The sequence below is a fragment of the Corallococcus sp. AB011P genome, from assembly GCF_003611605.1.
GTDB lineage: Bacteria > Myxococcota > Myxococcia > Myxococcales > Myxococcaceae > Corallococcus > Corallococcus coralloides.
The window spans coordinates 100,981-122,642 of sequence record NZ_RAVX01000023.1; the positions used below are offsets into that span (position 1 = coordinate 100,981).

The following is a 21,662-nucleotide window of genomic DNA, read 5'->3' on the forward strand; positions in this document are numbered from 1 at the left end:
CCCATGCTGATCGTGATGCGCCCAGACGCGACGGACCAGGACATCGAGCGAGTGAACGATGAGATCCGCCGCCGCGGCTGGCATCCGCACGCGATTGCAGGGGGCTCCCGCACCGCCATCGGCATCACCGGCAACCCGGGCGCGGTGGAGCCGGAGCCCTTCCGCGTGCTGCCCGGCGTCGCGGACGCGGTCGCCATCTCCCAGCCGTTCAAGCTGGTCAGCCGCGAGGTGAAGCCGGAGGACAGCCTGGTGCGCGTGGGCGACCTCACGCTCGGCGGCGCCGCCATCCACGTCATCGCCGGCCCCTGCTCCGTGGAGTCGCGCGAGCAGATCATCTCCACCGCGCAGGCGGTGAAGCAGGCGGGCGCCACCATGCTGCGCGGCGGCGCGTTCAAGCCGCGCACCAGCCCCTATGAGTTCCAGGGCCTCAAGGGTGACGGCCTGGCGCTGCTCGCGGAGGCGCGCAAGGAGACGGGCCTGCTGGTGACGACGGAGGTGAAGGACACGGCGACGCTGGACTCCGTCGCGCAGCACACCGACATCCTCCAGGTGGGCGCGCGCAACATGCAGAACTTCAGCCTGCTGGAGGCGGTGGGCGAGACGCGCAAGCCCGTCCTGCTCAAGCGCGGCATCAGCGCCACCATCAAGGAGCTGTTGATGGCGGCCGAGTACATCGTCGCGCGCGGCAACACCCAGGTCATCCTCTGCGAGCGGGGCATCCGCACGTTCGAGAACATGACGCGCAACACGTTGGATTTGAACGCGGTGCCCATGCTCAAGGCGCTCACGCACCTGCCGGTGTTCGTGGACCCGTCGCACGGCATCGGCGTGCGCAAGGCCGTCCCCGCGATGATGCGGGCCGCGATCGCCGCGGGCGCGGACGGCCTCATCGTGGAGGTGCATCCGGATCCGCCGCGCGCGAGGTCGGACGGCTTCCAGTCGCTGGACTTCTCCGAGTTCGAGAAGGCCATGGGTGAAGTGCGGGCCATCGCCCAGGCGATGGGACGCGAAACGGTCAGGCTGGGATAGGCCATGACCCTCAAGGAAGCGCTCGGCAGGGTGGTGAGCCGGCGCGACCTCTCCCGCGAGGAGATGGCCTCTGTCATGGGCCAGATGCTCGCGGGCGAGGCCTCCGCCGCGCAGGTCGGTGCGCTGGCGGCCGCGCTGCGCATGAAGGGAGAGACCGAGGATGAAATCCTCGGCGCGGCGGAGGCCATGCGGGCCTGCGCGGCGAAGATTGCTCCCCTGGCGGAGGTGGTGCTCGACACCTGCGGTACGGGGGGTGATGGAGCGCACACCTTCAACATCTCCACCGCGGTGGCCTTCGTGGCCGCCGGGGCGGGGGTGACGGTGGCCAAGCACGGCAACCGCGCGGTCTCCAGCCGCTGCGGCAGCGCGGACGTGCTGGCGGCGCTGGGCGTGTCCATGGAGCGGGCGCACGCGCAGGTGGCGCGCGACATCGACGAGCACGGGGTGGGCTTCCTCTTCGCGCCCTCGCACCACAGTGCCCTGAGGCACGTGGCGCAGGCGCGCAGGGACCTGGGCTTCCACAGCGTGTTCAACCTGCTGGGGCCGCTGACGAACCCCGCGGGCGCGCGCTACCAGCTCTTGGGCACGTTCGACCGGCAGCGCGTGGAGCAGACCGCGCGCGTGCTGGGGCGGCTGGGCAGCCGGCGCGCCTGGGTGGTGCACGGGCACGACGGGCTGGATGAGATTTCGCCGTGCGCGCCCACGGAGGTCGCGGAGCTGTGCGCGGACGGCACCGTGCGCCGCTTCACGGTGACGCCGGAGGACGCGGGCCTGACGACGGTGCCTCGTGAGTCCATCGCGGGAGGCGACGCGGAGGAGAACGCGAAGCGCCTGCGCGGGCTGCTCGCGGGAGAGCGCGACGGCGTGCGCACGGCGGTGCTGCTCAACACGGCCGCCGCGCTGCTCATCGTGGGACTGGTGGACACCCTGAAGGAGGGCGTGAAGCGGGCAGAGCACGCCATCGACTCCGGGGCCGCCGAACGCAAGCTCGCGGCGCTCATCCAGAGGGTCGCGGCATGACGGCCTCCTCTTCGGCCGCGAAGCCCGCGGAAGCGCCGGGCACGCTGGACGTCATCATGGCGCGCAAGCGCCGGGAGCTGGGCACCCGTCCTCCTCCCACGCACGGCGCGCATCCCCCGACGCGGGACTTCGCGCAGGCGCTGGTGCGGCGCGTGCTCGGCCATCCGGTCAACGTCATCGCGGAGGTGAAGCGCAAGAGCCCCTCGGGCGGCGCCTTCCCGCATGCGGACGTGGTCGCGGTGGCCCGCTCCTACGAAGCCGCCGGCGCCTGCGCCATCAGCGTGCTCACGGACGGGCCGGACTTCGGCGGCAGCCTGGAGGACCTGGTCGCGGTCCGCGCCGCTGTCTCCATCCCCGTGCTGCGCAAGGACTTCCTCGTCGCCGCCAGCGAGGTGGAGGAGAGCGCGGCCTGGGGCGCGGACGCGGTGCTGCTCATCGCGGACGCGCTCGGGGACTCGGAGCTCCGGGAGATGATCGCCGCCGCGAAGCAGGTGCGCGTGGCCGCGCTCGTGGAGGCCCACACGGAGGCGCACGCCGAACGCGCGCTCGCCGCGGGCGCGAGCATCATCGGCCTCAACAACCGCAACCTCGCCACGCTGAAGACGGACACCGGCACGGCGCTCCGGGTGATGCCCGCGCTGCGCTCCCGGTCCACCGCCCTGGTGGCGGAGAGCGGCCTCAAGCACCTGACGGACCTCACCGCCGCGCGCGACGCGGGCGCCAACGCCGTGCTCGTGGGCGAGTCCCTCCTGCGCGACGCGGACCCCGGCCTCGCCCTGCGCCGGCTGCTGGGCCTGGAAGGCGGCGGGACATGAACGTCCTCGTGAAGGTCTGCGGCGTGACGCGCGTCGCGGATGCGAAGGGCGTGTGGGCGGCGGGCGCGGACGCGATGGGGCTCAACTTCCATCCCGGCTCCCCCCGCTTCGTGGACCTGTCCACGGCGGCGCAGCTCGCACGCACGCGCCCCCCGCTGGCCGCGATGGTGGGCGTGTTCGTCAACGCGAAGCCGGAGGACATCCGGGTCCGCGTGCGCGAATGCGGCCTCACCGCCGTGCAGCTCCACGGCGACGAGCCACCCGAGGCCTGCTCCGGCTACGGTGTGCCCGTCATCAAGGCGCTGCGCGTGCGCGGGCCGGACGACGTGGCGAAGGCCCGGAGCTACGTGGGCGTGGGCGACGTGGCGGGGCTGCTCCTGGACGGCGCGGCCCCGGGTTACGGCGGCGGCGGCGTCACCTTCGACTGGTCGCTGGTGAAGCAGCTCGCGGACTGTGGCCTGCCGGTACTGGTGGCGGGCGGCCTCAAGCCCTCCAACGTGGCCGAGGCCGTGAGGGCCACCCAGCCCTACGGTGTGGACGTGGCCAGTGGAGTGGAGTCCTCCCCTGGCATCAAGGACCTGGATGCGGTGCGCGCCTTCGTGCGCACGGTCCGGTCCCTCAACCCCTGAGGAGTCGTGCCATGACGACGGACACTGCCGTGGGCCGCTTCGGCCGTTACGGCGGACGCTATGTGCCGGAGACCCTGGTCCCGGCGCTGCTGGAGCTGGAAGAGGCCTACGCGAAGGCGCAGCAGGACGCGTCCTTCGGCGAGGAGGTCACCCGCGTGCTGCGCGAATACGTGGGCCGTCCCACCACGCTGACGCCCGCGCACCGCCTCACGGAGTCGTGGGGTGGCGCGCAGGTGTGGCTCAAGCGCGAGGACCTGGCGCACACGGGCGCGCACAAGATCAACAACACCGTGGGCCAGGTGCTGCTCGCCCGGCGCATGGGCAAGAAGCGCATCATCGCGGAGACGGGCGCGGGCCAGCACGGCGTGGCCACCGCCACCGCGTGCGCGCTCTTCGGCCTGCCCTGCGAGGTGTTCATGGGCGCGCTGGACGTGGAGCGGCAGGCGCTCAACGTCTTCCGCATGCGCGCGCTGGGCGCGGTGGTGCGGCCGGTGGAGTCGGGCTCGCGCACGCTCAAGGACGCGATGAACGAAGCCATGCGCGTCTGGGTGTCGCAGGTGCAGGACACCTACTACGTCATCGGCAGCGCGGCGGGCCCGCACCCCTACCCCACCATCGTGCGCGACTTCCAATCCGTCATCGGCCGGGAGATTCGCGCCCAGACGCTGGCCACGATGGGACGGCTGCCGGACGCCATCATCGCGTGCGTGGGCGGAGGCTCGAACGCCATCGGCGCGCTGCACCCCTTCATCCCGGACACGTCGGTGCGGCTCGTCGGCGTGGAGGCGGGAGGCCACGGCCTGGACTCCGGCCAGCACGGCGCGTCGCTGACGCTGGGCACGGAGGGCGTGCTGCACGGCTCGCGCTCGCTGGTGCTCCAGGACGAGCACGGCCAGATTCAAGAGGCGCACAGCATCTCCGCCGGCCTGGACTACCCGGGCGTGGGGCCGGAGCTGGCGCACCTGGCGAAGACGGGGCGCATGGAGGTGCGCACCGCGACGGACGATGAGGCGCTCACCGCCTTCTACGAGGTCGCGCGCACGGAGGGCATCCTCCCCGCGTTGGAGACGTCGCACGCGTTCGCGGCGGCGCGCTCGCTGGCCCGCGATATGGGCAAGGGCAAGCACCTGGTCATCAACTGCTCGGGCCGGGGTGACAAGGACGTGGCGACCATCTCCGCGCGCGGAGTGCCGCCGGCGACGGGGGTGAAGTCATGAGCACGGAGCTGGGCAAGGCGTTCGCCCGGGCGAAGGCCCGGGGAGAAGGCGCGCTGGTGGCGTACGCGATGGCGGGCGACCCGGACCTGCCGAAGTCCGTGGACGTCTTCGCCGCCATGGTGGAGGGCGGCGCGGACGTGCTGGAGATCGGCGTGGCGTTCAGCGACCCCATCGCGGACGGCCCTGTCATCCAGGCCGCGTCGGAGCGGGCGCTGAAGGCCGGAGCCACCCTGCGCCGCGTGCTGGACGAAGTGGTGCCGGAGGTGCGCCGCCGCTGCCCGGAGACGCCGCTGGTCATCATGACCTACGTCAACGTGGTGATGGCCATGGGCGAGGAGCGCTACGCGAAGCTCGCGCGAGAGCGGGGCATCTCGGGCACCATCCTCCCGGACCTGCCGCCCGAGGAGAGCGCGGGCATCCGCGCCGCGTTCGACAAGGAGGGCGTGGACCTGGTGCCCCTGTGCGCGCCCACGACGCCGCCCGCGCGCGCGCAGGCCATCGCGAAGGACGCGCGAGGCTTCGTCTATTGCGTGTCCGTGGCGGGCGTCACCGGCATGCGCTCGGAGCTGCCGCCGGACCTGTCGCAGCGGCTGGACCTGGTGAAGCGCGCCGCGTCCGTGCCGGTGGTGGCGGGCTTCGGCATCTCCAACGCGGACACGGCCCGGCCGCTGGTGGCCCACGCGGACGGTGTCGTGGTGGGCAGCGCGCTGGTGAAGGCCGCCCACTCGGATGGTCCGGCCGCGGCGAAGCAACTCTGCGCGGACATCAAGCGCGGCCTGAAGCGCTAAGGTCCGCTCCAGGCGCCAGCCAACCCCGGCGCCTGGAGAACGGACATGCACACTCCGCCCATCCTGGGGCCCACCCTCGAAACGCCTCGCCTCATCCTGCGTCCTCCCACGCTCCAGGACCTGGAGGGCTTCGTGGCGATGATGGCGGACGAGGAGACCGCGCGGTACATCGGCGGCCTCCAGCCCCGCTCCAACGTGTGGCGCGCCGTCTGCGCCATGGCCGGCTCCTGGGTGCTCCAGGGCTTCGCCATGTTCTCCGTGTTCGAGAAGTCCACCGGCAAGTGGGTGGGCCGGCTCGGGCCCTGGCAGCCCGCGGAGTGGCCGGGCCCGGAGATCGGCTGGGGCCTGTCTCGCGACGCGTGGGGCAAGGGCTACGCGACAGAAGGCGCGGCGGCCACCATCGACTGGGCCTTCGACCACCTCGGCTGGACGGAGGTCATCCACTCCATCTCCCCGCCGAACGAGCCGTCGAAGCAGGTGGCCCGCCGGCTGGGTTCGCGCCTCCTGCGCATGGGCATGCTGCCGGCGCCCTACAACGACCACGAGGTGGAGATATGGGGCCAGAGCCGTGAGGATTGGCGGACACGCAAGCGGTAGCGCGTGCACTTTTCCCTCCCGTCCCGCCATGGGCTGACACAGATTGGCGCCATGAACACACGCGCCCCCCAGGTGGTCCTCGTCCGTCACGGTGAGACGGAGTGGAGCCGCAGCAGCCAGCACACCGGCCGCACGGACCTGCCGCTGTTGGAAGAGGGCCGCCAGATGGCGGAGCGGCTCCGCGCGCCGCTGGGCAAGTGGCGCTTCGCCGCCGTGTGGACCAGCCCGCTGACGCGCGCGCAGGAGACGTGCGTGCTCGCGGGCTACGGCGACGTGGCCCAGAAGAAGAACGACCTGATGGAGTTCAACTACGGCGACTACGAGGGCCGCACCGGCGCGGACATCCGCACCACGCGCCCGGACTGGACGCTGTGGACGGACGGCGTGCCCAACGGAGAGACGCTGGAAGAGGTGGGCACCCGAGCAGACCGCATCATCGCGGAGGCGCGCGCCCTCCAGGACGACGTGCTCCTCTTCTCGCACGGGCACATGCTGCGCATCCTCGCCTCGCGATGGCTGGGCCTGCCCCCGGACGGAGGCAGGCTCTTCCACCTGGGCACCGCGTCCATCAGCGTGCTGGGCTCCGAGGCCGGCGGCAAACAGCCGGTCCTCGTGAGCTGGAACGACACCACGCACCTGAAGGAGTGAAGGCCGCTACAGCTTCCCCTCCAGGAAGTTGCGCACCAGCGACGGGCCCTCCGGCGTCAGCACGCTCTCCGGATGGAACTGCAGGCCCACCACCGGCCGCGTGCGGTGACGCAGCGCCATCACCAGGCCGTCCTGGCTCCACGCCGTGGCCTCCAGCTCCGCGGGCATGGACTCCGCCGCCACCACCAGCGAGTGGTAGCGCGCCGCCTGGAAGCCCTGCCGCATGCCGGTGAAGACGCCGGTGCCGCCGTGCCGGATGTGCGCCGCCTTGCCATGCACGGGCTCCGGCGCGCGCACCACCTGCCCGCCAAACGCAGCGCCAATGGACTGGTGTCCCAGGCACACGCCCAGCACCGGCACGCGAGACTGGGAGATGGCCGCCACGCTCACCCCGGCCTCGTGCGGCGTGCACGGCCCCGGGGACACCACCAGGTGGGACGCGCCTGACGCCGCGATGCCCGCGACATCCAGCGCGTCGTTGCGAACCACCTTCACCTCCGCGCCCAGCGTGTAGAGCAGCTGCACCAGGTTGAAGGTGAACGAGTCGTAGTTGTCGATGACGAGGATCACCGCCCACCTCCTTCGCGAGCCAGGCGCAGCGCGGCGGCCATGGCGCCCGCCTTCGCCTCCGTCTCGTCCGCTTCCTTCATGGGGTCCGAGTCCGCCACCAGCCCCGCGCCGGCGGTCCACATGGTGCGGTCGCCATCCACGAAGAAGGTGCGCAGCGCGATGGCCACATCCAGCGTGCCGCAGAAGGACAGGTAGCCCACCGCGCCGGCATAGGGCCCGCGCCGCATGGGCTCCAGTTCGTCGATGATCTGCATCGCGCGGATCTTCGGTGCGCCCGACACGGTGCCCGCGGGGAAGGTGCTCGCCAGCGCGTCCAGCGCGTCGAAGCGCGTGGTGTCCAACTTGCCGCGCACCTGGGACACGATGTGCATCACGTGGCTGTAGCGCTCGATGATCATCAGGTCCTCGATGCGCACCGTGCCCGGCGCGGCCACCCGGCCCACGTCGTTGCGCCCCAGGTCCACCAGCATGATGTGCTCGGCGCGCTCCTTCTCGTCCGCGAGCAACTCCTTCTCCAGCGACTGGTCCTCGGCCTCGGAGCCACCCCGGCGGCGCGTGCCCGCGATGGGCCGCACCACCACGTCCCCGTCGCGCACCTGCACCAGCAGCTCCGGCGACGCGCCCACCAGCGCGCGCGCCTCGCCCAGGTCCACCAGGAACAGGTACGGAGAGGGATTCACGCGCCGGAGCGCGCGGTAGAGCGACAGCGGAGGGATGGCGCCCTTCGCCTCGAACCTGCGCGCGAGCACCGCCTGGAAGCAGTCGCCCGCGCGCACGTACTCCTGCACCTTCTCCACCGCCCGGGCGTAGCCCTCGCGGTCCCAGCACGCGACAGGGGCCGGCGCGTTCTTCTGCGCGGGGACGGCGGCGTAGGCCTCCTGCGGCAGCGGCCGGCGCAGCTTCTCCGCCATTGCCTCCGCGCGTCCTTCCGCGTCCTTCAGCGCCGCGGCGACGCTGCCGTGCAGCGCGGGCCGCGCGATGGCGATGGCCTTGAGCGTCTGGGTGCGCGTGTCGTGGGTGACGAAGTCCTCCGCGATGAGCCACTCGGAGTCCGGGAAGCCCGTGTCGCGCGGGTGGCGGTCCGGCACGCTCGGCTCGAACCACGACGTGGCGTTGTAGCCCAGGTAGCCCACGAGCCCGCCCAGGAAGGGCGCCTCGCCCGGCAGCGTCGCCACGGACAGCTCGCGCCACAGCGTGCGCAGCACGTCCAGCGGCCGGCCCTCGCGGCGCTCCTCATGCGAGCCACGCCACAACGTGAGCCCGTCCCGGTCCAGCCGCACGCGGCCCGCCGGGTTCACGCCCACGTGGCTGTAGCGCCCGAAGCGCTCGCCGCCGTAGCACGACTCGAGGATGAAGCCGCGGCTTCCACCGCCCAGCTTCAGGTATGCCGACAGCGGTGTATCCAGGTCCGCCGGCAACTCCACCGACACCGGCACCGCCTGACCTGCTTCCGCGCGCTGCCGGTAGGCTGCCTTCCGCTCCTGCGCATCCATGGTCGATTGCCCTGACCCCCTCTTCCTTCACCCGGAGGGGCTCCCGGGTGCCCGGCCTTCCGGGCCCTGCGACTACGGTTTCGCGACGGGCTTCGCCTGAGCGAACACGCCGTCCTTCCACTGATAGACCTCGCGCTCCGTAACCTTCCGCGGCTTGCCTTCTTCCTCTTCCTCGACGCTCGTGCGGACCACCAGCGCCCGCTTCGCGGCTGCCTGGAAGGAGACCGTGAACGTGCTCTCGCTCGGGGGATCCATCAGCCCGCCCAGTTCCAGCGCCAGCTTCGCCTTGCCCAGCACACCCGGCTTCCCATTCGACCCGGTGTAGCTCACATAGGACGTGACGAAGTCGCCACACCGCTCCGGCGCGGAGTCCAGTTGCAGCAGCGTCACGCCGGCCTCCTTCGCGGGGACCAGCGTCACCGTCACCGGGCCGCCCCGCCCTCCGCCGTAGTCCGTGGACGCGACCGCCACGTCCACGCTGCTCACCCGGCGAGGCGGCTTCACGTTCGGCTCCAGCACGCGCACGCGCGCCTTGAACTCGTTGCTCATCACCACCGTGGCCACTTCCATCTCGCCGTCCCCGTCCAGGTCGGCCTCGAAGCGGAACGGCGTGAGCGTGTTGCCGAAGACCCAACCCGTGACGGGAGCCGCGCCTGGAGCCGCCTTCGCGTCCACGACGGCCACCTGGTACCAGGTGTTGATGTACTCGCCGACCGTCGCGCGAGCCCCCGCCTTCAGCACACGCACGGGCGTGCCCAGCATCAGCGTCCGCACCACGCCCGCGTCCGCCGCCGCGCTCGCGCGCAGGTTCGCCTCGTCCACGCCCAGGTAGAGCGTCTGGCCCGCCGTGAAGGCAGTGAAGGAGAAGCCCTCTGGATCCGGCGCGCTCTCCTCCGTCAGCGGTGAGCTGTATTCGAGCACCGCGTCCGAAGCCGGGGGGGACTGGGCCAGGGTGAGGAACAGGAGGAGCGCGGGCGTCGTCAGCATCACGAAAGGGTCCGGAAGTGGGGGTTCCCGGGTTTATCCCCCGTCCACGCCCACCATCCAAGGGGCCCTCCGGTCCCTGGCTTCGTCGTTTGGAGCGCAAGCAGAGCCTGCACGGACGCTCGCCCCCTTGTCAGCGGAGCGCGCTGGAGGGTCCGGCCGTGGGTGGCCCCTGCTCCAAGGCCTCGTTACCTCTAGAGGACCGTGGCCACCGCGACCCACCAGGAACGAACGCCGCTGGTTTCCGTGACGCCGCAGGGGCTGTATTGCCAGGCGGGGAACTTCCACATCGACCCATGGCGTCCGGTGGAGCGGGCGCTCGTCACGCACGCGCACGGCGACCACGCCCGGAGCGGCAGCCAACGCTACCTGGGAGCAGCTCCCGGACGAGGCCTGTTGCAACGCCGCCTGGGAGCGGACGCGGTCATCGACACGCTGGAGTACGACGAGAAGCTGACCGTGGGCGACACCACCGTGAGCTTCCACCCCGCGGGCCACGTGCTGGGCAGCGCTCAAATCCGCGTGGAGCACCGGGGTGAGGTGTGGATCATCTCCGGCGACTACAAGCGCACGCCGGACCCCACGTGCGCGCCCTTCGAAGTGGTGCGCTGCCACACCTTCATCACCGAGGCGACGTTCGGACTGCCCATCTTCCGCTGGGATGATCCGCGCCTCGTGGCCCAGGACATCCTGCGCTGGTGGGACGCGAACCGCGAGGCGGGCCGCTCCGCGGTGCTGTTCTGCTACGCGCTGGGCAAGGCGCAGCGCCTGTTGGCGGAGCTGGGCAAACTCACGGACCGGCCGGCCTACGTGCACGGCGCGGTGAACGGGCTCGTCACCGCGTACCGCGAAGCGGGCATCGCGATGCTGCCCACGCAGTTGGTGTCGGAGACGGAGAAGGGCACGTCCTTCGCGGGCGCGCTGGTGCTGGCGCCGCCGAGCGCGGCCGGCTCCACGTGGATGCGCCGCTTCGGTGAAGCGGAGACGGGCTTCGCGTCGGGGTGGATGCGCGTGCGCGGCAACCGGCGCCGTCGAGGTTACGACCGGGGCTTCGTGCTCTCCGACCACGCGGACTGGCCGGACCTGCTGCGCACGGTGGCGGACACGCAGGCGGAGAAGGTGCTCGTCACGCACGGCTACACCGACCCCTTGTCGCACTACCTGCGGGAGCGGGGCGTGGACGCCTCGCCACTCGCCACGCCCTTCGAGGGCGAAGCTGAGGACTGACGCGTGCGAGCCCTGGCCGACCTCTACGACACGCTCGACCAGACGACCTCCACCAACGCGAAGGTGGAGGCGATGGCGCGCTACTTCCGGCAGACGCCGCCGGAGGACGCCGCCTGGGGCCTGTTCTTCCTCACGGGTCAGAAGCTCAAGCGGCTGCTCACGTCGAAGCTGCTGGTGGGCTGGACGCAGGAGCTCACGGGCATTCCTGACTGGCTCTTTGATGAGGTCTACGCGTCGGTGGGAGACCTGGCGGAGGTGATTGCGCTGCTGCTCGACGGAGCGAACCTCCCGCCCGAGCACGCCGAGGAACTTCCCCTCTCACGGTGGCTGGAAGAGCGCCTGTTGCCTTTACGCGGCCTGGACGCGGCGGAGCAGCGCGAGCGGGTGGTGGGCTGGTGGAAGTCCATGCCCCGCCGCGAGCTGTTCCTCCTCAACAAGATGCTCACAGGCGAGCTGCGCGTGGGCGTGTCCAACACGCTGGTGGTGCGAGCCATCGCGCAGGTCACCGGCCTGCCGCCGCCCAGCGTGGCGCACCGGCTGATGGGCACGTGGACGCCGACGAAGGCGTTCTTCGAACAGCTCGTGGCGCCAGACGTATCGGACGGCCACGTGTCGCGCCCGTATCCCTACTATCTCGCGTCGCCGCTGGAGCAGCCGGCGGAGTCGCTGGGAGAACCGAGCGACTGGCTCGTCGAGTGGAAGTGGGACGGCATCCGGGGCCAGCTCATCCGCCGCCAGGGCGACGTGTTCCTCTGGAGCCGGGGCGAGGAGCTGATCACCGAACGCTTCCCCGAAATCACCGAGGCCGCACGGGCCCTGCCCGAAGGCACGGTGCTCGACGGAGAGGTGATGGCCTACGAGGACGGAGTCCCCCTGCCCTTCGCCCGGCTCCAGCGCCGCATTGGCAGACAGAAGCTCACGCCCAAGGTGCTGGCGGAGGCCCCCGCCGCGTTCGTCGTCTACGACCTGCTGGAGCAGGACGGAAAGGACGTGCGCGAGCTGCCCCTGCGCGAGCGCCGAGCGAGGCTGGAGGCCCTGCTCAAGGACCACCCGCGCTTCCCCATCTCTCCCACGGTGACGGCCTCGTCGTGGGAGGAACTGGCGGAGCTGCGCAAGGAGTCCCGCGCGCGCAACGTCGAGGGCTTGATGATCAAGCGCCTGGACTCGGTGTACCAGACGGGGCGCAAGCGCGGCGATTGGTGGAAGTGGAAGATCGACCCGTACACGGTGGACGCGGTGCTGCTCTACGCGCATCCAGGCCACGGCCGGCGCTCGTCGCTCTACACGGACTACACCTTCGCGGTGTGGAACGGCGAGGACCTGCTGCCGGTGACGAAGGCCTACTCGGGCCTCACCGATGAGGAGATTGGCAGGCTGGACCGGTGGATTCGCGCGCACACGCGGGAGAAGTTCGGCCCGGTGCGCTCGGTGGATCCGGAGCAGGTGTTCGAGCTGCACTTCGAAGCCATCGCCCCGTCCCCACGCCACAAGTCAGGCATCGCCCTGCGCTTCCCACGCATCGCCCGCTGGCGCGCGGACAAGACGGCGAGGGACGCGGACACGCTCGACTCGTTGAAGGGGCTGCTGCATGCAGCCCACTAGGCCCCGCCGCAATCGCATGCGCGGCAAGCACGCGCCGGAGAAGCAGGCCGAATCACCGAAGCCCACAAAGACCCGCGCGAAGCGTCCCACGCCCCGGAGCCCATCCCCATACAAAGGCGCGCCGCTGGATCAACTCCGCCAGTGGTTCGCCTCGAAGGGCTGGACGCCCTACGCCTTTCAAGAAGAAGCATGGGCCGCCTACGCGCGAGGAGACAGCGGCCTCATCCACGTGCCCACCGGCGCGGGAAAGACCTACGCGGCGTACATCGGCCCGCTGGCGGACGTGGCGGAGCACAACCAGAAGGGCCTTCAAATCCTCTACCTCACGCCACTGCGAGCCGTGTCGCGCGACGTGGAGCAGGCCCTGCGTGAACCGCTGATGGCGTTGGACGCGGACCTGGAGGTGGAGAGCCGCACGGGCGACACGTCCTCCTCCGTGCGCCAGCGTCAGCGCGAACGCCTGCCCCAGGTGCTCATCACCACGCCGGAATCCCTGTCACTCCTCCTGACGCAGGAGCAGGCAGCGGAGAACTTCGCCTCACTGCGCGCCGTCATCGTGGACGAGTGGCACGAACTGCTCGCCTCCAAGCGAGGCACCCAGGTGGAGCTGGCCCTGGCCCGCCTGCGCCACTTCGCTCCGGGCCTGCGCATCTGGGCGCTCTCCGCCACGCTCGCCAATCTGGGCGAGGCCGCGCGAACCATCGTGGGCACGGACCGCAAGCCCACGCTGGTGAGCGCGGATTTGCAGCGCCCGGTGGACGTGGAGACGCTGCTGCCAGAGGAGGTGGACACCTTCCCATGGGCCGGGCACCTGGGCTTCTCCATGTTGCCGCGCGTGGCGGACTGGCTGGACCCCACGCAGTCCACGCTCCTCTTCACCAACACCCGCTCACAGGCGGAGCGCTGGTTCGAGGGCCTGCGCTTCCTGCGCCCCGAATGGGAACACCTGCTCGCGCTGCACCACGGCTCCATCGACCGCGAGGAGCGCGAGCGCGTGGAGGGAGGCCTCAAGGACGGAAGCCTGCGCCTCGTCGTGTGCACGTCCTCGCTGGACCTGGGCGTGGACTTCGGCCCGGTGGAGCGCGTCATCCAGATAGGAAGTCCCAAGGGCATCGGCCGCACGCTCCAACGCGCGGGCCGCAGCGCGCACCGTCCTGGAGCCACGTGCCGCATCCTCTTCGTCCCCACGCACGCGCTCGAACTGGTGGAGATGGCCGCCGCCCGAGACGCCATCGCGCGCCGCGAGGTGGAGCCGCGCACGCCCCTGTCCAAGCCGCTCGACGTGCTGGCCCAGCACCTGGTGACGTGCGCGCTGGGAGGAGGCTTCACCCGCGAGGCCCTGCGCGACGAGGTCCGCACCGCGACAAGCTACGCGTCCCTCACCGACGAGGAGTTCGACCAGGCCCTCACCCTGGTGCGCGAAGGCGGCCCCACGCTGCGCGCCTACCCGGAGTTCCGCCGCGTGGTGGAGGTGGACGGCCGCTTCCGCGTGCCCGACGTGCGCCTCGCCCGGCTGCACCGCCTCAACATCGGAACCATCACGTCGGACGCGTCCGTGCAGCTGCGCTACTGGAGCGGCGGCACCCTGGGCACGGTGGAGGAGTCCTATGTCAGCCGCCTGAAGCCCGGGGACACCTTCCTCTTCGCGGGCCGCCGGCTGGAGTTCAGCCGCTTCAAGGACATGACGGCGTACGTGAAGCCCGCGAAGGCCAAGGCCACCCAGACGCCGCGCTGGGGCGGCAGCCGCCTGCCCCTGTCCACCTCGCTCGCGTCCGCGATGCGCCGCACGCTGGAGGCCGCGCGCCAGGGCGACGTCACCCGGGACGAGGTCGCCGCCGCCTGGCCCATCCTCGACGCGCAGGCCCGCCTGTCCCGCATCCCCGGCGACCGCCGCTGTCTGGCGGAGACCTGCCGCACGCGGGACGGCTACCACCTCTTCCTCTATCCCTTTGAAGGAAGGCTCGTGCACGAAGGCATGGCGGCGCTCCTCGCCCTGCGCCTCACGCGTCTGCAGAAGGCCACCTTCAGCCTGTCCGTGAACGACTACGGCCTGGAGTTGCTCACCTCCACGCCCTTCCCCTTCGATGAAGCCCTGCGCCCGGCCCTCTTCACCCGTGAGCACCTGGTGGAGGACATCCTGGAGAGCGTGAACCTGAGCGAGCTCGCGCGCCGGCAGTTCCGCGACATCGCCCGCGTGGCCGGCTTGGTGATGCCGGGCCTGCCCGGAGCGCGCAAGTCCACCCGACAGGTCCAGGCCAGCGCCGCGCTCCTCTATGACGTCTTCGTGAAGTACGACCCGGACAACCTCCTCCTGCGTCAGGCGCGCCGCGAGGTCCTGGAGCATCAGTTCGAACAGGGCCGGCTCGCGCGAACCCTGGAGCGCCTGGAGGCGCACCCCGTCGAAGTCGTCCACGTCCACCGGCCCTCGCCGCTGGGCTTCCCGCTCGTCGTCGAGCGCATCAGCGCCAGCGTGTCCAACGAATCCCTGCTGGACCGCGTGCAGCGCCTCAAGGAGCGATGGTCCCAGGCCGATGCCAGACCCGCGTAGCGGACGCGGACGTGGAGCTGCTCCCGGAACGGGCGTTGCATTGGCCCCAGGCCGGCGTGCTCGCAGTGGCCGACCTGCACTGGGGCAAGACGGAGTCCTTCCAGCAGCACGGCATCCCCCTGCCCCTGGGGGCCCTGGATGACGACCTCGCCCGCCTCTCCTCCGCCCTCACCGCCACCGGCGCCCGGCGTCTCCTCCTGGTGGGCGACCTCGTCCACTCGCGCCAGGGGCTCACCGCGGGCGTCATCAGCCGCGTGAATACCTGGCGCGAAGCTCATGCCTCACTAGAAGTCGTGCTGATACGCGGCAACCACGACCGCCACGTTCGGACCCTTCCGCCTTCCTGGAGGATGGAGGACCGCGCGGAGGTATTAGACGAAGGCCCGTTCCGCTTCGCGCACCACCCGGAGCCGGCCACCGGGCGCTACGTCTGGGCCGGGCACCTGCACCCCATGGTGCGGCTGTCGGGCGGGGCGGACCGGCTGCGGCTGCCCTGCTTCCACCTGGGCCCCGGCGTGGGCGTCCTGCCCGCGTTCAGCGCCTTCACGGGTGGTGTGGACATGCGGCGGGGCAAGAAGGACCGCGTCTACGCCGTCGCCGGCACCGCGGTGGTGGAGGTCTAGCGCCATGAGCCAGGCCAGGCGCCACCGCGTCCTTCGGATCATCGCCACCGGCGCCACCCGCGACCGCTGGCGCGAGCCCGACGACACGGACTCCCAGTAGCCCCGCTTCATGCGTGGCGCGGACCGTCGTACCCTGTAGCGCACGCCCTGAGAGGGATTGATCCCAGAGGGGAAAGCGCCCTCGCGCAAAGCTCCCTTCCGATCGCCAGAAGCGGGATTCATCACCGCACGCGTGCAACTTGTCGCAACCGCCCCAGAAGGTGCTAAGCGCTCCTTATTCCCACTCCCCACAGAATGGTTGACACTGCCGTGCTCATGGTCGATGGTCCCGCGCCGCATTGGGTCGGGAAATGCATGAGGGACCCGCGCCCACGGCACCATCCTAGAGGTTCGTTGGACGTGACTGCCTTGCCGTCTGAGCGCCAGGAGCCACCCCCCGCCCGGTCCACCGGGACCGGGACGGCCCCCCTGACTTCCGCGCCGAACGGTTTCCCCGCGTCCACCCCTGCTCTCATGTCGCCTTCAGTCCCCTTGCCCCTGGTCCTGGTATGAGCGGCCCTCTCTTCCCACGCTGGACGAATACGGTGTCGCGCCTGTCGGCCGCGATGCTCCTCGCCGTGCCCGCCATCGCCATCGGCGGCCTGTTGGCCTACGTGCGTTCCCCGCTCGTGACCAATCAGGCGCGCCCGGTGGAACAGCCCATCGAGTTCGACCACCGGCACCACGCCGGTGACGAGCAGATCGACTGTCGCTACTGCCACTGGACGGTGGAGAAGTCCCCGTCGGCGGGCATCCCCTCCACCACCGTGTGCATGTCCTGCCACGCGCAGGTGTGGAACAAGAGCCCGTACCTCACCGAGGTCCGCAAGGCGTTCTTCGCCGACCAGCCCATCCCCTGGGTCCGCGTCCACAACCTGCCGGACTACGTCTACTTCAACCACTCCATCCACGTGGGCAAGGGCGTTGGCTGCGCCACCTGCCACGGCCGCGTGGACCAGATGGGCGCCATCGAGCAGACCGCCCCGCTGACGATGAGCTGGTGCCTGGACTGCCACCGCAATCCCGGCCCCAACCTCCGGCCCCCGGAGTTCATCACCAGCATGACCTGGGCGCCTCCCACGGAGAAGGCGGAAGCCTCGGCCCTCGCTGAGACGCTCATCAAGGAATACGACGTTCACTCGCGCACGAGCTGCTCCACATGCCACCGATGAACACCAAGCCTGACAGCGCGCCCGCGCAGGAAACCCCCTCGTCCTTCGCGCTCCCGGTCGTCTCGGGCCGCAACGAGGCCGCCCCCCACGCGCACGCCCACGACGATGTCGTGGGTGAAGCGCTCGAGCACGCCTCCACCCGCGCCGTCCCGGCGGAAGGCGCGTACGGCAAGACGTACTGGCTCGGCCTGGAGGAGAAGCTCGCCACGCCGGAGTTCCTGGAGGAGACCCGCCCAGAGTTCCCCGTCGGCGCGGACCTTCCCCCCACCGGCTTCGCCCGCCGCGAGTTCATGCAGCTGATGGGCGCGTCGCTCGCCCTGGCCGGCGCCACCGCGTGCAGCACCCGTCCGCAGGATGAGCGGATGGTGGCGTACACGAAGACGCCGCCGGAAGTGACTCCGGGCAACCCGCTGCACTACGCGTCCGGCATGACGCTCGGGGGCCACACCTCCGGCCTGCTGATCACCGCGCGCGAAGGCCGCCCGGTGAAGATCGAAGGCAACCCCCAGCACCCCATCAACCAGGGCGCTGCCGGCGTCTTCGAGCAGGCGTTCCTGCTCTCGCTCTATGACCCGCAGCGCGCCCGCGTGCTGCGCCAGGGCAACAACCCCCGCTCGCTGCGCGTGCTGGCCGAGGACATCTCCACCCTCGTGAGCCAGCGGGCTGCGGCCGACGGTGGCAGCCGCCTGCGCTTCCTCACGGAGCCCATCAGCTCGCCGACGCTGCGCGACGTGACGGGCCGCATCCAGAAGAAGCTGCCCAACGCGCGCTTCCACACGTTCTCGTCCATCACGGACTCCGCCGCCGCGCAGGCGAACCGCGCCCTGTTCGGCCAGCCGGTCCAGGCCGTCTACGACCTGAGCCGCGCGGACGTCATCGTCTCCCTGGACGCGGACTTCCTGGAGAGCCGCCCGGAGAACCTGGCCCTCAACCGCCAGTTCGCGGACCGCCGCGACCCGAAGAACGGCGAGCTCAACCGCCTGTACGTGGCTGAGTCCCGCATGTCCATCACGGGCGGCATGGCGGACCACCGCAAGCGCGTGAAGTCCGCCGAGGTCTTCGGCATCGCCGCCGCGCTGGCGCAGGCCGTGGGTGGCCCCGCGGCCAGCCTGGGCGCCGCCGCGTCCGGCAAGGCCGGCTCGCTGAGCCCGGAGACCCAGTCGTGGGTGCAGGCCGTGGCCCAGGACCTCAGGTCCAAGACCGGCCGCTCCGTGGTGCTCGCCGGTGAGCGCCAGCCCGCCGCCGTGCACGCGCTGGCGCAGGCCATCAACGCCGCGCTGGGCAACGTGGGCACCACCGTGAAGCTCGTCCCGGCCGCCGCCCCGGAGTCCTCGGGCCTGTCGGAGATCAGCGCGCTGGTCGCGGACATCAAGGCCGGCAAGGTGGACACGCTGGTCATCACCGCCACCAACCCCGTCTACGCCCTGCCGGTGGACGCGGGCCTGGCGGAGGTGCTGGACCCCAAGCAGAACGCCAACCGCAAGGCGCTGTCCGTCCTGTACGCGGGCCACTACGAGGACGAGACCTCCAAGTTCGCCGACTGGTTCGTGCCCCTGGCGCACCAGCTGGAGACCTGGAGCGACGGCCGCGCGGTGGACGGCACCGTCAGCATCACGCAGCCCCTCATCCAGCCGCTCTTCAACGGCGTGCCGGAAGCGGAGCTGTACGCGCTGTTCCTCGACGAGCCCTTCCGCCCCGCCTACCAGCTGGTACGCGACTACTGGGCCGCGCAGGGTGGCGAGGCCGGCCGCGCCGACTTCGAGACCCGCTGGGAGACCTGGGTCTCCGAGGGCATCGTCCCCGGCAGCGTCGCCGCCGCGCTGACGGCCTCCCCGGACACGGGAGCCGCCTCGCAGCTGGTCGCCGCCTACCAGCCGCCTGCGGCCGGTGAGATGGAGATCAACTTCGTCCACGACTACCGCGTCCTGGACGGCCGGTTCGCCAACAACGCGTGGCTCCAGGAGACGCCGGATCCCATCACGAAGATCGTCTGGGAGAACGCCGCCATCCTCAGCCCGGCCACCGCCAAGCGGCTCGGCCTGGAGAACAACCACGTCGCGGAGCTGGAGTACGGCGGGCGCAAGCTGCAGGTCCCGGTCACCATCCTCCCCGGCAACGCGGACGACACCGTCACCGTGGCGCTGGGCTACGGCCGCACCGGCCTCCATGAGGTCGTGGCCAAGGACATCGGCTTCAACGCCAACCTGCTGCGCAGCGTGAACGCCCCCTGGTTCGACGGCGGCGCGAAGCTGACCAAGGTCCGCGGCAGCCACAAGTTCGCCCGCACCCAGTACCACTGGCGCATGGAGGGCCGCCCGCTGGCGCTCGACATGTCCGTCAGCGAGCTGGCGCACCCGTCCAAGGAGACGGAGCACACGCTGGAGCGCGTCCAGGCCAAGCACGAGCTGGGCAAGCAGAACAACCTGCCGGACTTCGAGTACGCCACCTCGCCGGACAAGGGCTACAAGTGGGGCATGTCCATCGACCTGTCGCGCTGCACGGGCTGCAACGCGTGCGTCGTGGCGTGCCAGGCGGAGAACAACATCCCCGTCGTCGGCAAGGAGCAGGTGGGCCGCGGCCGTGAGATGAACTGGCTGCGCATCGACCGCTACTTCCAGGGCGATGAGAACGACCCCGCCATGGTCATGCAGCCCGTCGCGTGCGTGCACTGCGAGAAGGCCCCCTGCGAGTACGTCTGCCCGGTGAACGCCACCGTGCACTCGGACGAGGGCCTCAACGACATGGTGTACAACCGCTGCATCGGCACGCGGTACTGCTCCAACAACTGCCCGTACAAGGTCCGCCGCTTCAACTACCTGCACTACACGCAGGGCAAGACGCCGACCGAGAAGATGCTGATGAACCCGGACGTCACGGTGCGCAACCGCGGCGTCATGGAGAAGTGCACCTACTGCGTGCAGCGCATCGAGCGGGTCCGCATCAACGCCCGCGTCGAGAAGCGCCTCATCCAGGAGAAGGAGCTCCAGACGGCGTGCCAGCAGACCTGCCCCACGCAGGCCATCGCCTTCGGCTCCCTGGCGGACCCCGCCCAGCGCGTCACCCAGCTCCACGAGGACGAGCGTGCCTACCGGCTGTTGCACGAGCTGGGCACCCGCCCCCGCACCGCCCACCTCATCCGCCTGCGCAACCCCAACCCTGCCCTCGTGCCCGCCGCCCCTGCTGAAGCCGCGCCGGCGCATGAAGGAGGTCACTGACCGTCATGGCCGAGACCGCACACGCACTCCCGCTCGACCCCCTCGAGCCCCGGGACCTCGTCGCGCCGCACCACGACGACAAGTCCCTCAATGAGACGCTGCTGGACCATGTCTGGCGCAAGCCCGGCAAGGGCTGGTTCATGCTGCTGGGCATCACGTCCGCGGCGCTGGGCCTCCTGGTCGTCGGTGTCACGTACACCCTCGCGCGCGGCATCGGCGTGTGGGGCAACAACCAGCCCGTCGGCTGGGCGTTCGACATCATCAACTTCGTCTGGTGGGTCGGTATCGGCCACGCCGGTACGCTCATCTCCGCCATCCTCCTGCTCTTCCAGCAGAAGTGGCGCACGAGCATCAACCGCTTCGCGGAAGCCATGACGCTGTTCGCGGTCATGTGCGCCGGCCTGTTCCCGCTGCTCCACACGGGCCGTCCCTGGTTCGCCTTCTGGCTGTTCCCCTACCCCAGCACCTTGGGCGCATGGGCGCAGTTCCGCTCGCCGCTCGTGTGGGACGTGTTCGCCATCTCCACGTACCTCACGGTGTCCGCGCTCTTCTGGTACGTGGGCCTCATCCCGGACCTGGCCGCCCTGCGTGACTCGTCCAAGGGGAAGCTGCAGCGCACCATCTACGGCCTGTTCGCCCTGGGTTGGCGCGGCTCCGGCCGTCACTGGCACAACTACAAGATTGGCTACCTGCTGCTCGCCGGCCTCTCGACGCCGCTCGTGGTGTCCGTGCACACCATCGTGTCGTTCGACTTCGCCGTGTCCCAGATTCCGGGCTGGCACGCGACCATCTTCCCGCCCTACTTCGTGGCCGGCGCCGTGTTCAGCGGCTTCGCGATGGTCATCACGCTCATCGTGCCCGCCCGTAAGTACCTGGGTCTCCGGGACGTGATTACGGACCGCCACCTGGAGAACATGAACAAGGTCATCCTGGCGACGGGCCTCATCGTGTCCTACGGGTACATGATGGAGCACTTCATCGCCTGGTACTCCATGAACCAGTACGAGTTCTGGACCTTCTACGTGAACCGCGCCACGGGCCCCTACGCCGGCGTGTACTGGCTGATGATCGCCTGCAACGTCATCACCCCGAACATCTTCTGGTTCCGGAAGTGCCGCACCAGCATCCCCATCATGTGGGTGGCGTCCATCGCGGTGAACATCGGCATGTGGTGCGAGCGCTTCATCATCATCGTGACGTCGCTGTCGCAGGACTTCCTGCCCTCCTCGTGGGACATCTACACGCCCACCTGGGTGGACTGGTGCATCTACATCGGCACGCTGGGCCTGTTCGGCACCCTGTTCCTCCTGTTCCTCAAGTTCGTTCCCGCCGTCGCGGTGAGCGAGGTGAAGGAGCTCCAGTTGGAGCTCAAGCACGCCGCCCACGCCGCCCATGGCAACGGACACCACGGCTCGGACGCCGCGGCCACCCACGGAGCGCACTAGC

The 21,662-nt window shown here is 70.5% G+C and carries 18 protein-coding genes; 15 read left to right on the forward strand and 3 right to left on the reverse strand.

Features of this window, described 5'->3' with window-relative positions; genetic code table 11:
• Positions 1-3: 3 nt before the first annotated feature.
• The 8 genes from aroF to D7X30_RS35730 are packed head-to-tail and all read left to right on the forward strand — an operon-like array spanning position 4 to position 6,743.
• Positions 4-1,029, forward strand: coding sequence for a 3-deoxy-7-phosphoheptulonate synthase (aroF, locus tag D7X30_RS35695; protein ID WP_120567436.1), 1,026 nt, complete (start codon positions 4-6; stop codon positions 1,027-1,029).
• A 3-nt stretch (positions 1,030-1,032) separates the two neighbouring features.
• A complete protein-coding gene (trpD, locus tag D7X30_RS35700) occupies positions 1,033-2,049 on the forward strand; it encodes an anthranilate phosphoribosyltransferase (RefSeq protein ID WP_120567437.1) in 1,017 nt (338 codons plus the stop codon).
• Entirely contained in the window at positions 2,046-2,864 is an 819-nt protein-coding gene (locus D7X30_RS35705; protein ID WP_120567438.1) for an indole-3-glycerol phosphate synthase TrpC, read from the forward strand. The genes trpD and D7X30_RS35705 overlap by 4 nt, the downstream gene beginning before the upstream one ends.
• Positions 2,861-3,493 (forward strand): phosphoribosylanthranilate isomerase, encoded by a 633-nt coding sequence (locus tag D7X30_RS35710; RefSeq protein ID WP_120567439.1) that lies wholly within the window; start codon positions 2,861-2,863, stop codon positions 3,491-3,493. The genes D7X30_RS35705 and D7X30_RS35710 overlap by 4 nt, the downstream gene beginning before the upstream one ends.
• 11 nt (positions 3,494-3,504) lie before the next feature.
• On the forward strand, positions 3,505-4,710 hold the full coding sequence (trpB, locus tag D7X30_RS35715) for a tryptophan synthase subunit beta (protein ID WP_120567440.1): 1,206 nt from the start codon (positions 3,505-3,507) through the stop codon (positions 4,708-4,710).
• A complete protein-coding gene (trpA, locus tag D7X30_RS35720; protein WP_120567441.1) occupies positions 4,707-5,498 on the forward strand; it encodes a tryptophan synthase subunit alpha in 792 nt (263 codons plus the stop codon). The genes trpB and trpA overlap by 4 nt, the downstream gene beginning before the upstream one ends.
• Positions 5,499-5,543: 45 nt before the next feature.
• Entirely contained in the window at positions 5,544-6,095 is a 552-nt protein-coding gene (locus D7X30_RS35725) for a GNAT family N-acetyltransferase (RefSeq protein WP_120567442.1), read from the forward strand.
• A 51-nt stretch (positions 6,096-6,146) separates the two neighbouring features.
• Complete coding sequence (locus D7X30_RS35730) at positions 6,147-6,743, forward strand: histidine phosphatase family protein (RefSeq protein WP_120567443.1); 597 nt, start codon at positions 6,147-6,149, stop codon at positions 6,741-6,743.
• Positions 6,744-6,749: 6 nt separating this feature from the next.
• Here the strand turns inward: D7X30_RS35730 and D7X30_RS35735 are convergent, their stop codons facing one another.
• The 3 genes from D7X30_RS35735 to D7X30_RS35745 all read right to left on the reverse strand — a co-directional run bounded on the left by D7X30_RS35735 (position 6,750) and on the right by D7X30_RS35745 (position 9,793).
• Entirely contained in the window at positions 6,750-7,313 is a 564-nt protein-coding gene (locus D7X30_RS35735; RefSeq protein WP_120567444.1) for an aminodeoxychorismate/anthranilate synthase component II, read from the reverse strand.
• Positions 7,310-8,806, reverse strand: coding sequence for an anthranilate synthase component I family protein (locus D7X30_RS35740; protein WP_120567445.1), 1,497 nt, complete (start codon positions 8,804-8,806; stop codon positions 7,310-7,312). The genes D7X30_RS35735 and D7X30_RS35740 overlap by 4 nt, the downstream gene beginning before the upstream one ends.
• Positions 8,807-8,878: 72 nt before the next feature.
• Entirely contained in the window at positions 8,879-9,793 is a 915-nt protein-coding gene (locus D7X30_RS35745) for an SH3 domain-containing protein (protein WP_233592003.1), read from the reverse strand.
• A gap of 201 nt (positions 9,794-9,994) precedes the next feature.
• Here D7X30_RS35745 and D7X30_RS35750 point away from each other — a divergent pair, with 201 nt between their 5' ends.
• From D7X30_RS35750 to nrfD, 7 genes are all read left to right on the forward strand, one after another.
• A complete protein-coding gene (locus D7X30_RS35750; protein ID WP_120567446.1) occupies positions 9,995-11,017 on the forward strand; it encodes a ligase-associated DNA damage response exonuclease in 1,023 nt (340 codons plus the stop codon).
• Positions 11,018-11,020: 3 nt separating this feature from the next.
• Positions 11,021-12,619, forward strand: a complete 1,599-nt coding sequence (locus D7X30_RS35755) for an ATP-dependent DNA ligase (RefSeq protein WP_120567447.1) — start codon at positions 11,021-11,023, stop codon at positions 12,617-12,619.
• Complete coding sequence (locus D7X30_RS35760; RefSeq protein ID WP_120567448.1) at positions 12,606-15,167, forward strand: ligase-associated DNA damage response DEXH box helicase; 2,562 nt, start codon at positions 12,606-12,608, stop codon at positions 15,165-15,167. Before D7X30_RS35755 ends, D7X30_RS35760 begins: the two co-directional genes overlap by 14 nt.
• On the forward strand, positions 15,137-15,790 hold the full coding sequence (gene pdeM / locus D7X30_RS35765; RefSeq protein ID WP_120567449.1) for a ligase-associated DNA damage response endonuclease PdeM: 654 nt from the start codon (positions 15,137-15,139) through the stop codon (positions 15,788-15,790). The genes D7X30_RS35760 and pdeM overlap by 31 nt, the downstream gene beginning before the upstream one ends.
• 548 nt (positions 15,791-16,338) lie before the next feature.
• Entirely contained in the window at positions 16,339-17,001 is a 663-nt protein-coding gene (locus tag D7X30_RS35770; RefSeq protein ID WP_120567450.1) for a cytochrome c3 family protein, read from the forward strand.
• Positions 16,998-20,216: a TAT-variant-translocated molybdopterin oxidoreductase gene (locus tag D7X30_RS35775; protein WP_120567477.1), complete on the forward strand. Its 3,219-nt coding sequence runs from the start codon at positions 16,998-17,000 to the stop codon at positions 20,214-20,216. The genes D7X30_RS35770 and D7X30_RS35775 overlap by 4 nt, the downstream gene beginning before the upstream one ends.
• A 5-nt stretch (positions 20,217-20,221) precedes the next feature.
• Entirely contained in the window at positions 20,222-21,661 is a 1,440-nt protein-coding gene (gene nrfD / locus D7X30_RS35780) for an NrfD/PsrC family molybdoenzyme membrane anchor subunit (protein WP_120567451.1), read from the forward strand.
• The last annotated feature ends 1 nt before the right edge of the window (position 21,662 follow it).

Coding starts and splice junctions, on each gene's coding strand:
- D7X30_RS35740 (WP_120567445.1), bottom strand. CDS start 8,806: ATGGATGCGCAGGAGCGGAAGGCAGCCTACCGGCAGCGCGCGGAAGCA.
- trpB (WP_120567440.1), top strand. CDS start 3,505: ATGACGACGGACACTGCCGTGGGCCGCTTCGGCCGTTACGGCGGACGC.
- D7X30_RS35705 (WP_120567438.1), top strand. CDS start 2,046: ATGACGGCCTCCTCTTCGGCCGCGAAGCCCGCGGAAGCGCCGGGCACG.
- nrfD (WP_120567451.1), top strand. CDS start 20,222: ATGGCCGAGACCGCACACGCACTCCCGCTCGACCCCCTCGAGCCCCGG.
- trpD (WP_120567437.1), top strand. CDS start 1,033: ATGACCCTCAAGGAAGCGCTCGGCAGGGTGGTGAGCCGGCGCGACCTC.
- trpA (WP_120567441.1), top strand. CDS start 4,707: ATGAGCACGGAGCTGGGCAAGGCGTTCGCCCGGGCGAAGGCCCGGGGA.
- D7X30_RS35745 (WP_233592003.1), bottom strand. CDS start 9,793: ATGCTGACGACGCCCGCGCTCCTCCTGTTCCTCACCCTGGCCCAGTCC.
- D7X30_RS35770 (WP_120567450.1), top strand. CDS start 16,339: ATGAGCGGCCCTCTCTTCCCACGCTGGACGAATACGGTGTCGCGCCTG.
- D7X30_RS35775 (WP_120567477.1), top strand. CDS start 16,998: ATGAACACCAAGCCTGACAGCGCGCCCGCGCAGGAAACCCCCTCGTCC.
- pdeM (WP_120567449.1), top strand. CDS start 15,137: ATGGTCCCAGGCCGATGCCAGACCCGCGTAGCGGACGCGGACGTGGAG.
- D7X30_RS35710 (WP_120567439.1), top strand. CDS start 2,861: ATGAACGTCCTCGTGAAGGTCTGCGGCGTGACGCGCGTCGCGGATGCG.
- aroF (WP_120567436.1), top strand. CDS start 4: ATGCTGATCGTGATGCGCCCAGACGCGACGGACCAGGACATCGAGCGA.
- D7X30_RS35730 (WP_120567443.1), top strand. CDS start 6,147: ATGAACACACGCGCCCCCCAGGTGGTCCTCGTCCGTCACGGTGAGACG.
- D7X30_RS35725 (WP_120567442.1), top strand. CDS start 5,544: ATGCACACTCCGCCCATCCTGGGGCCCACCCTCGAAACGCCTCGCCTC.
- D7X30_RS35760 (WP_120567448.1), top strand. CDS start 12,606: ATGCAGCCCACTAGGCCCCGCCGCAATCGCATGCGCGGCAAGCACGCG.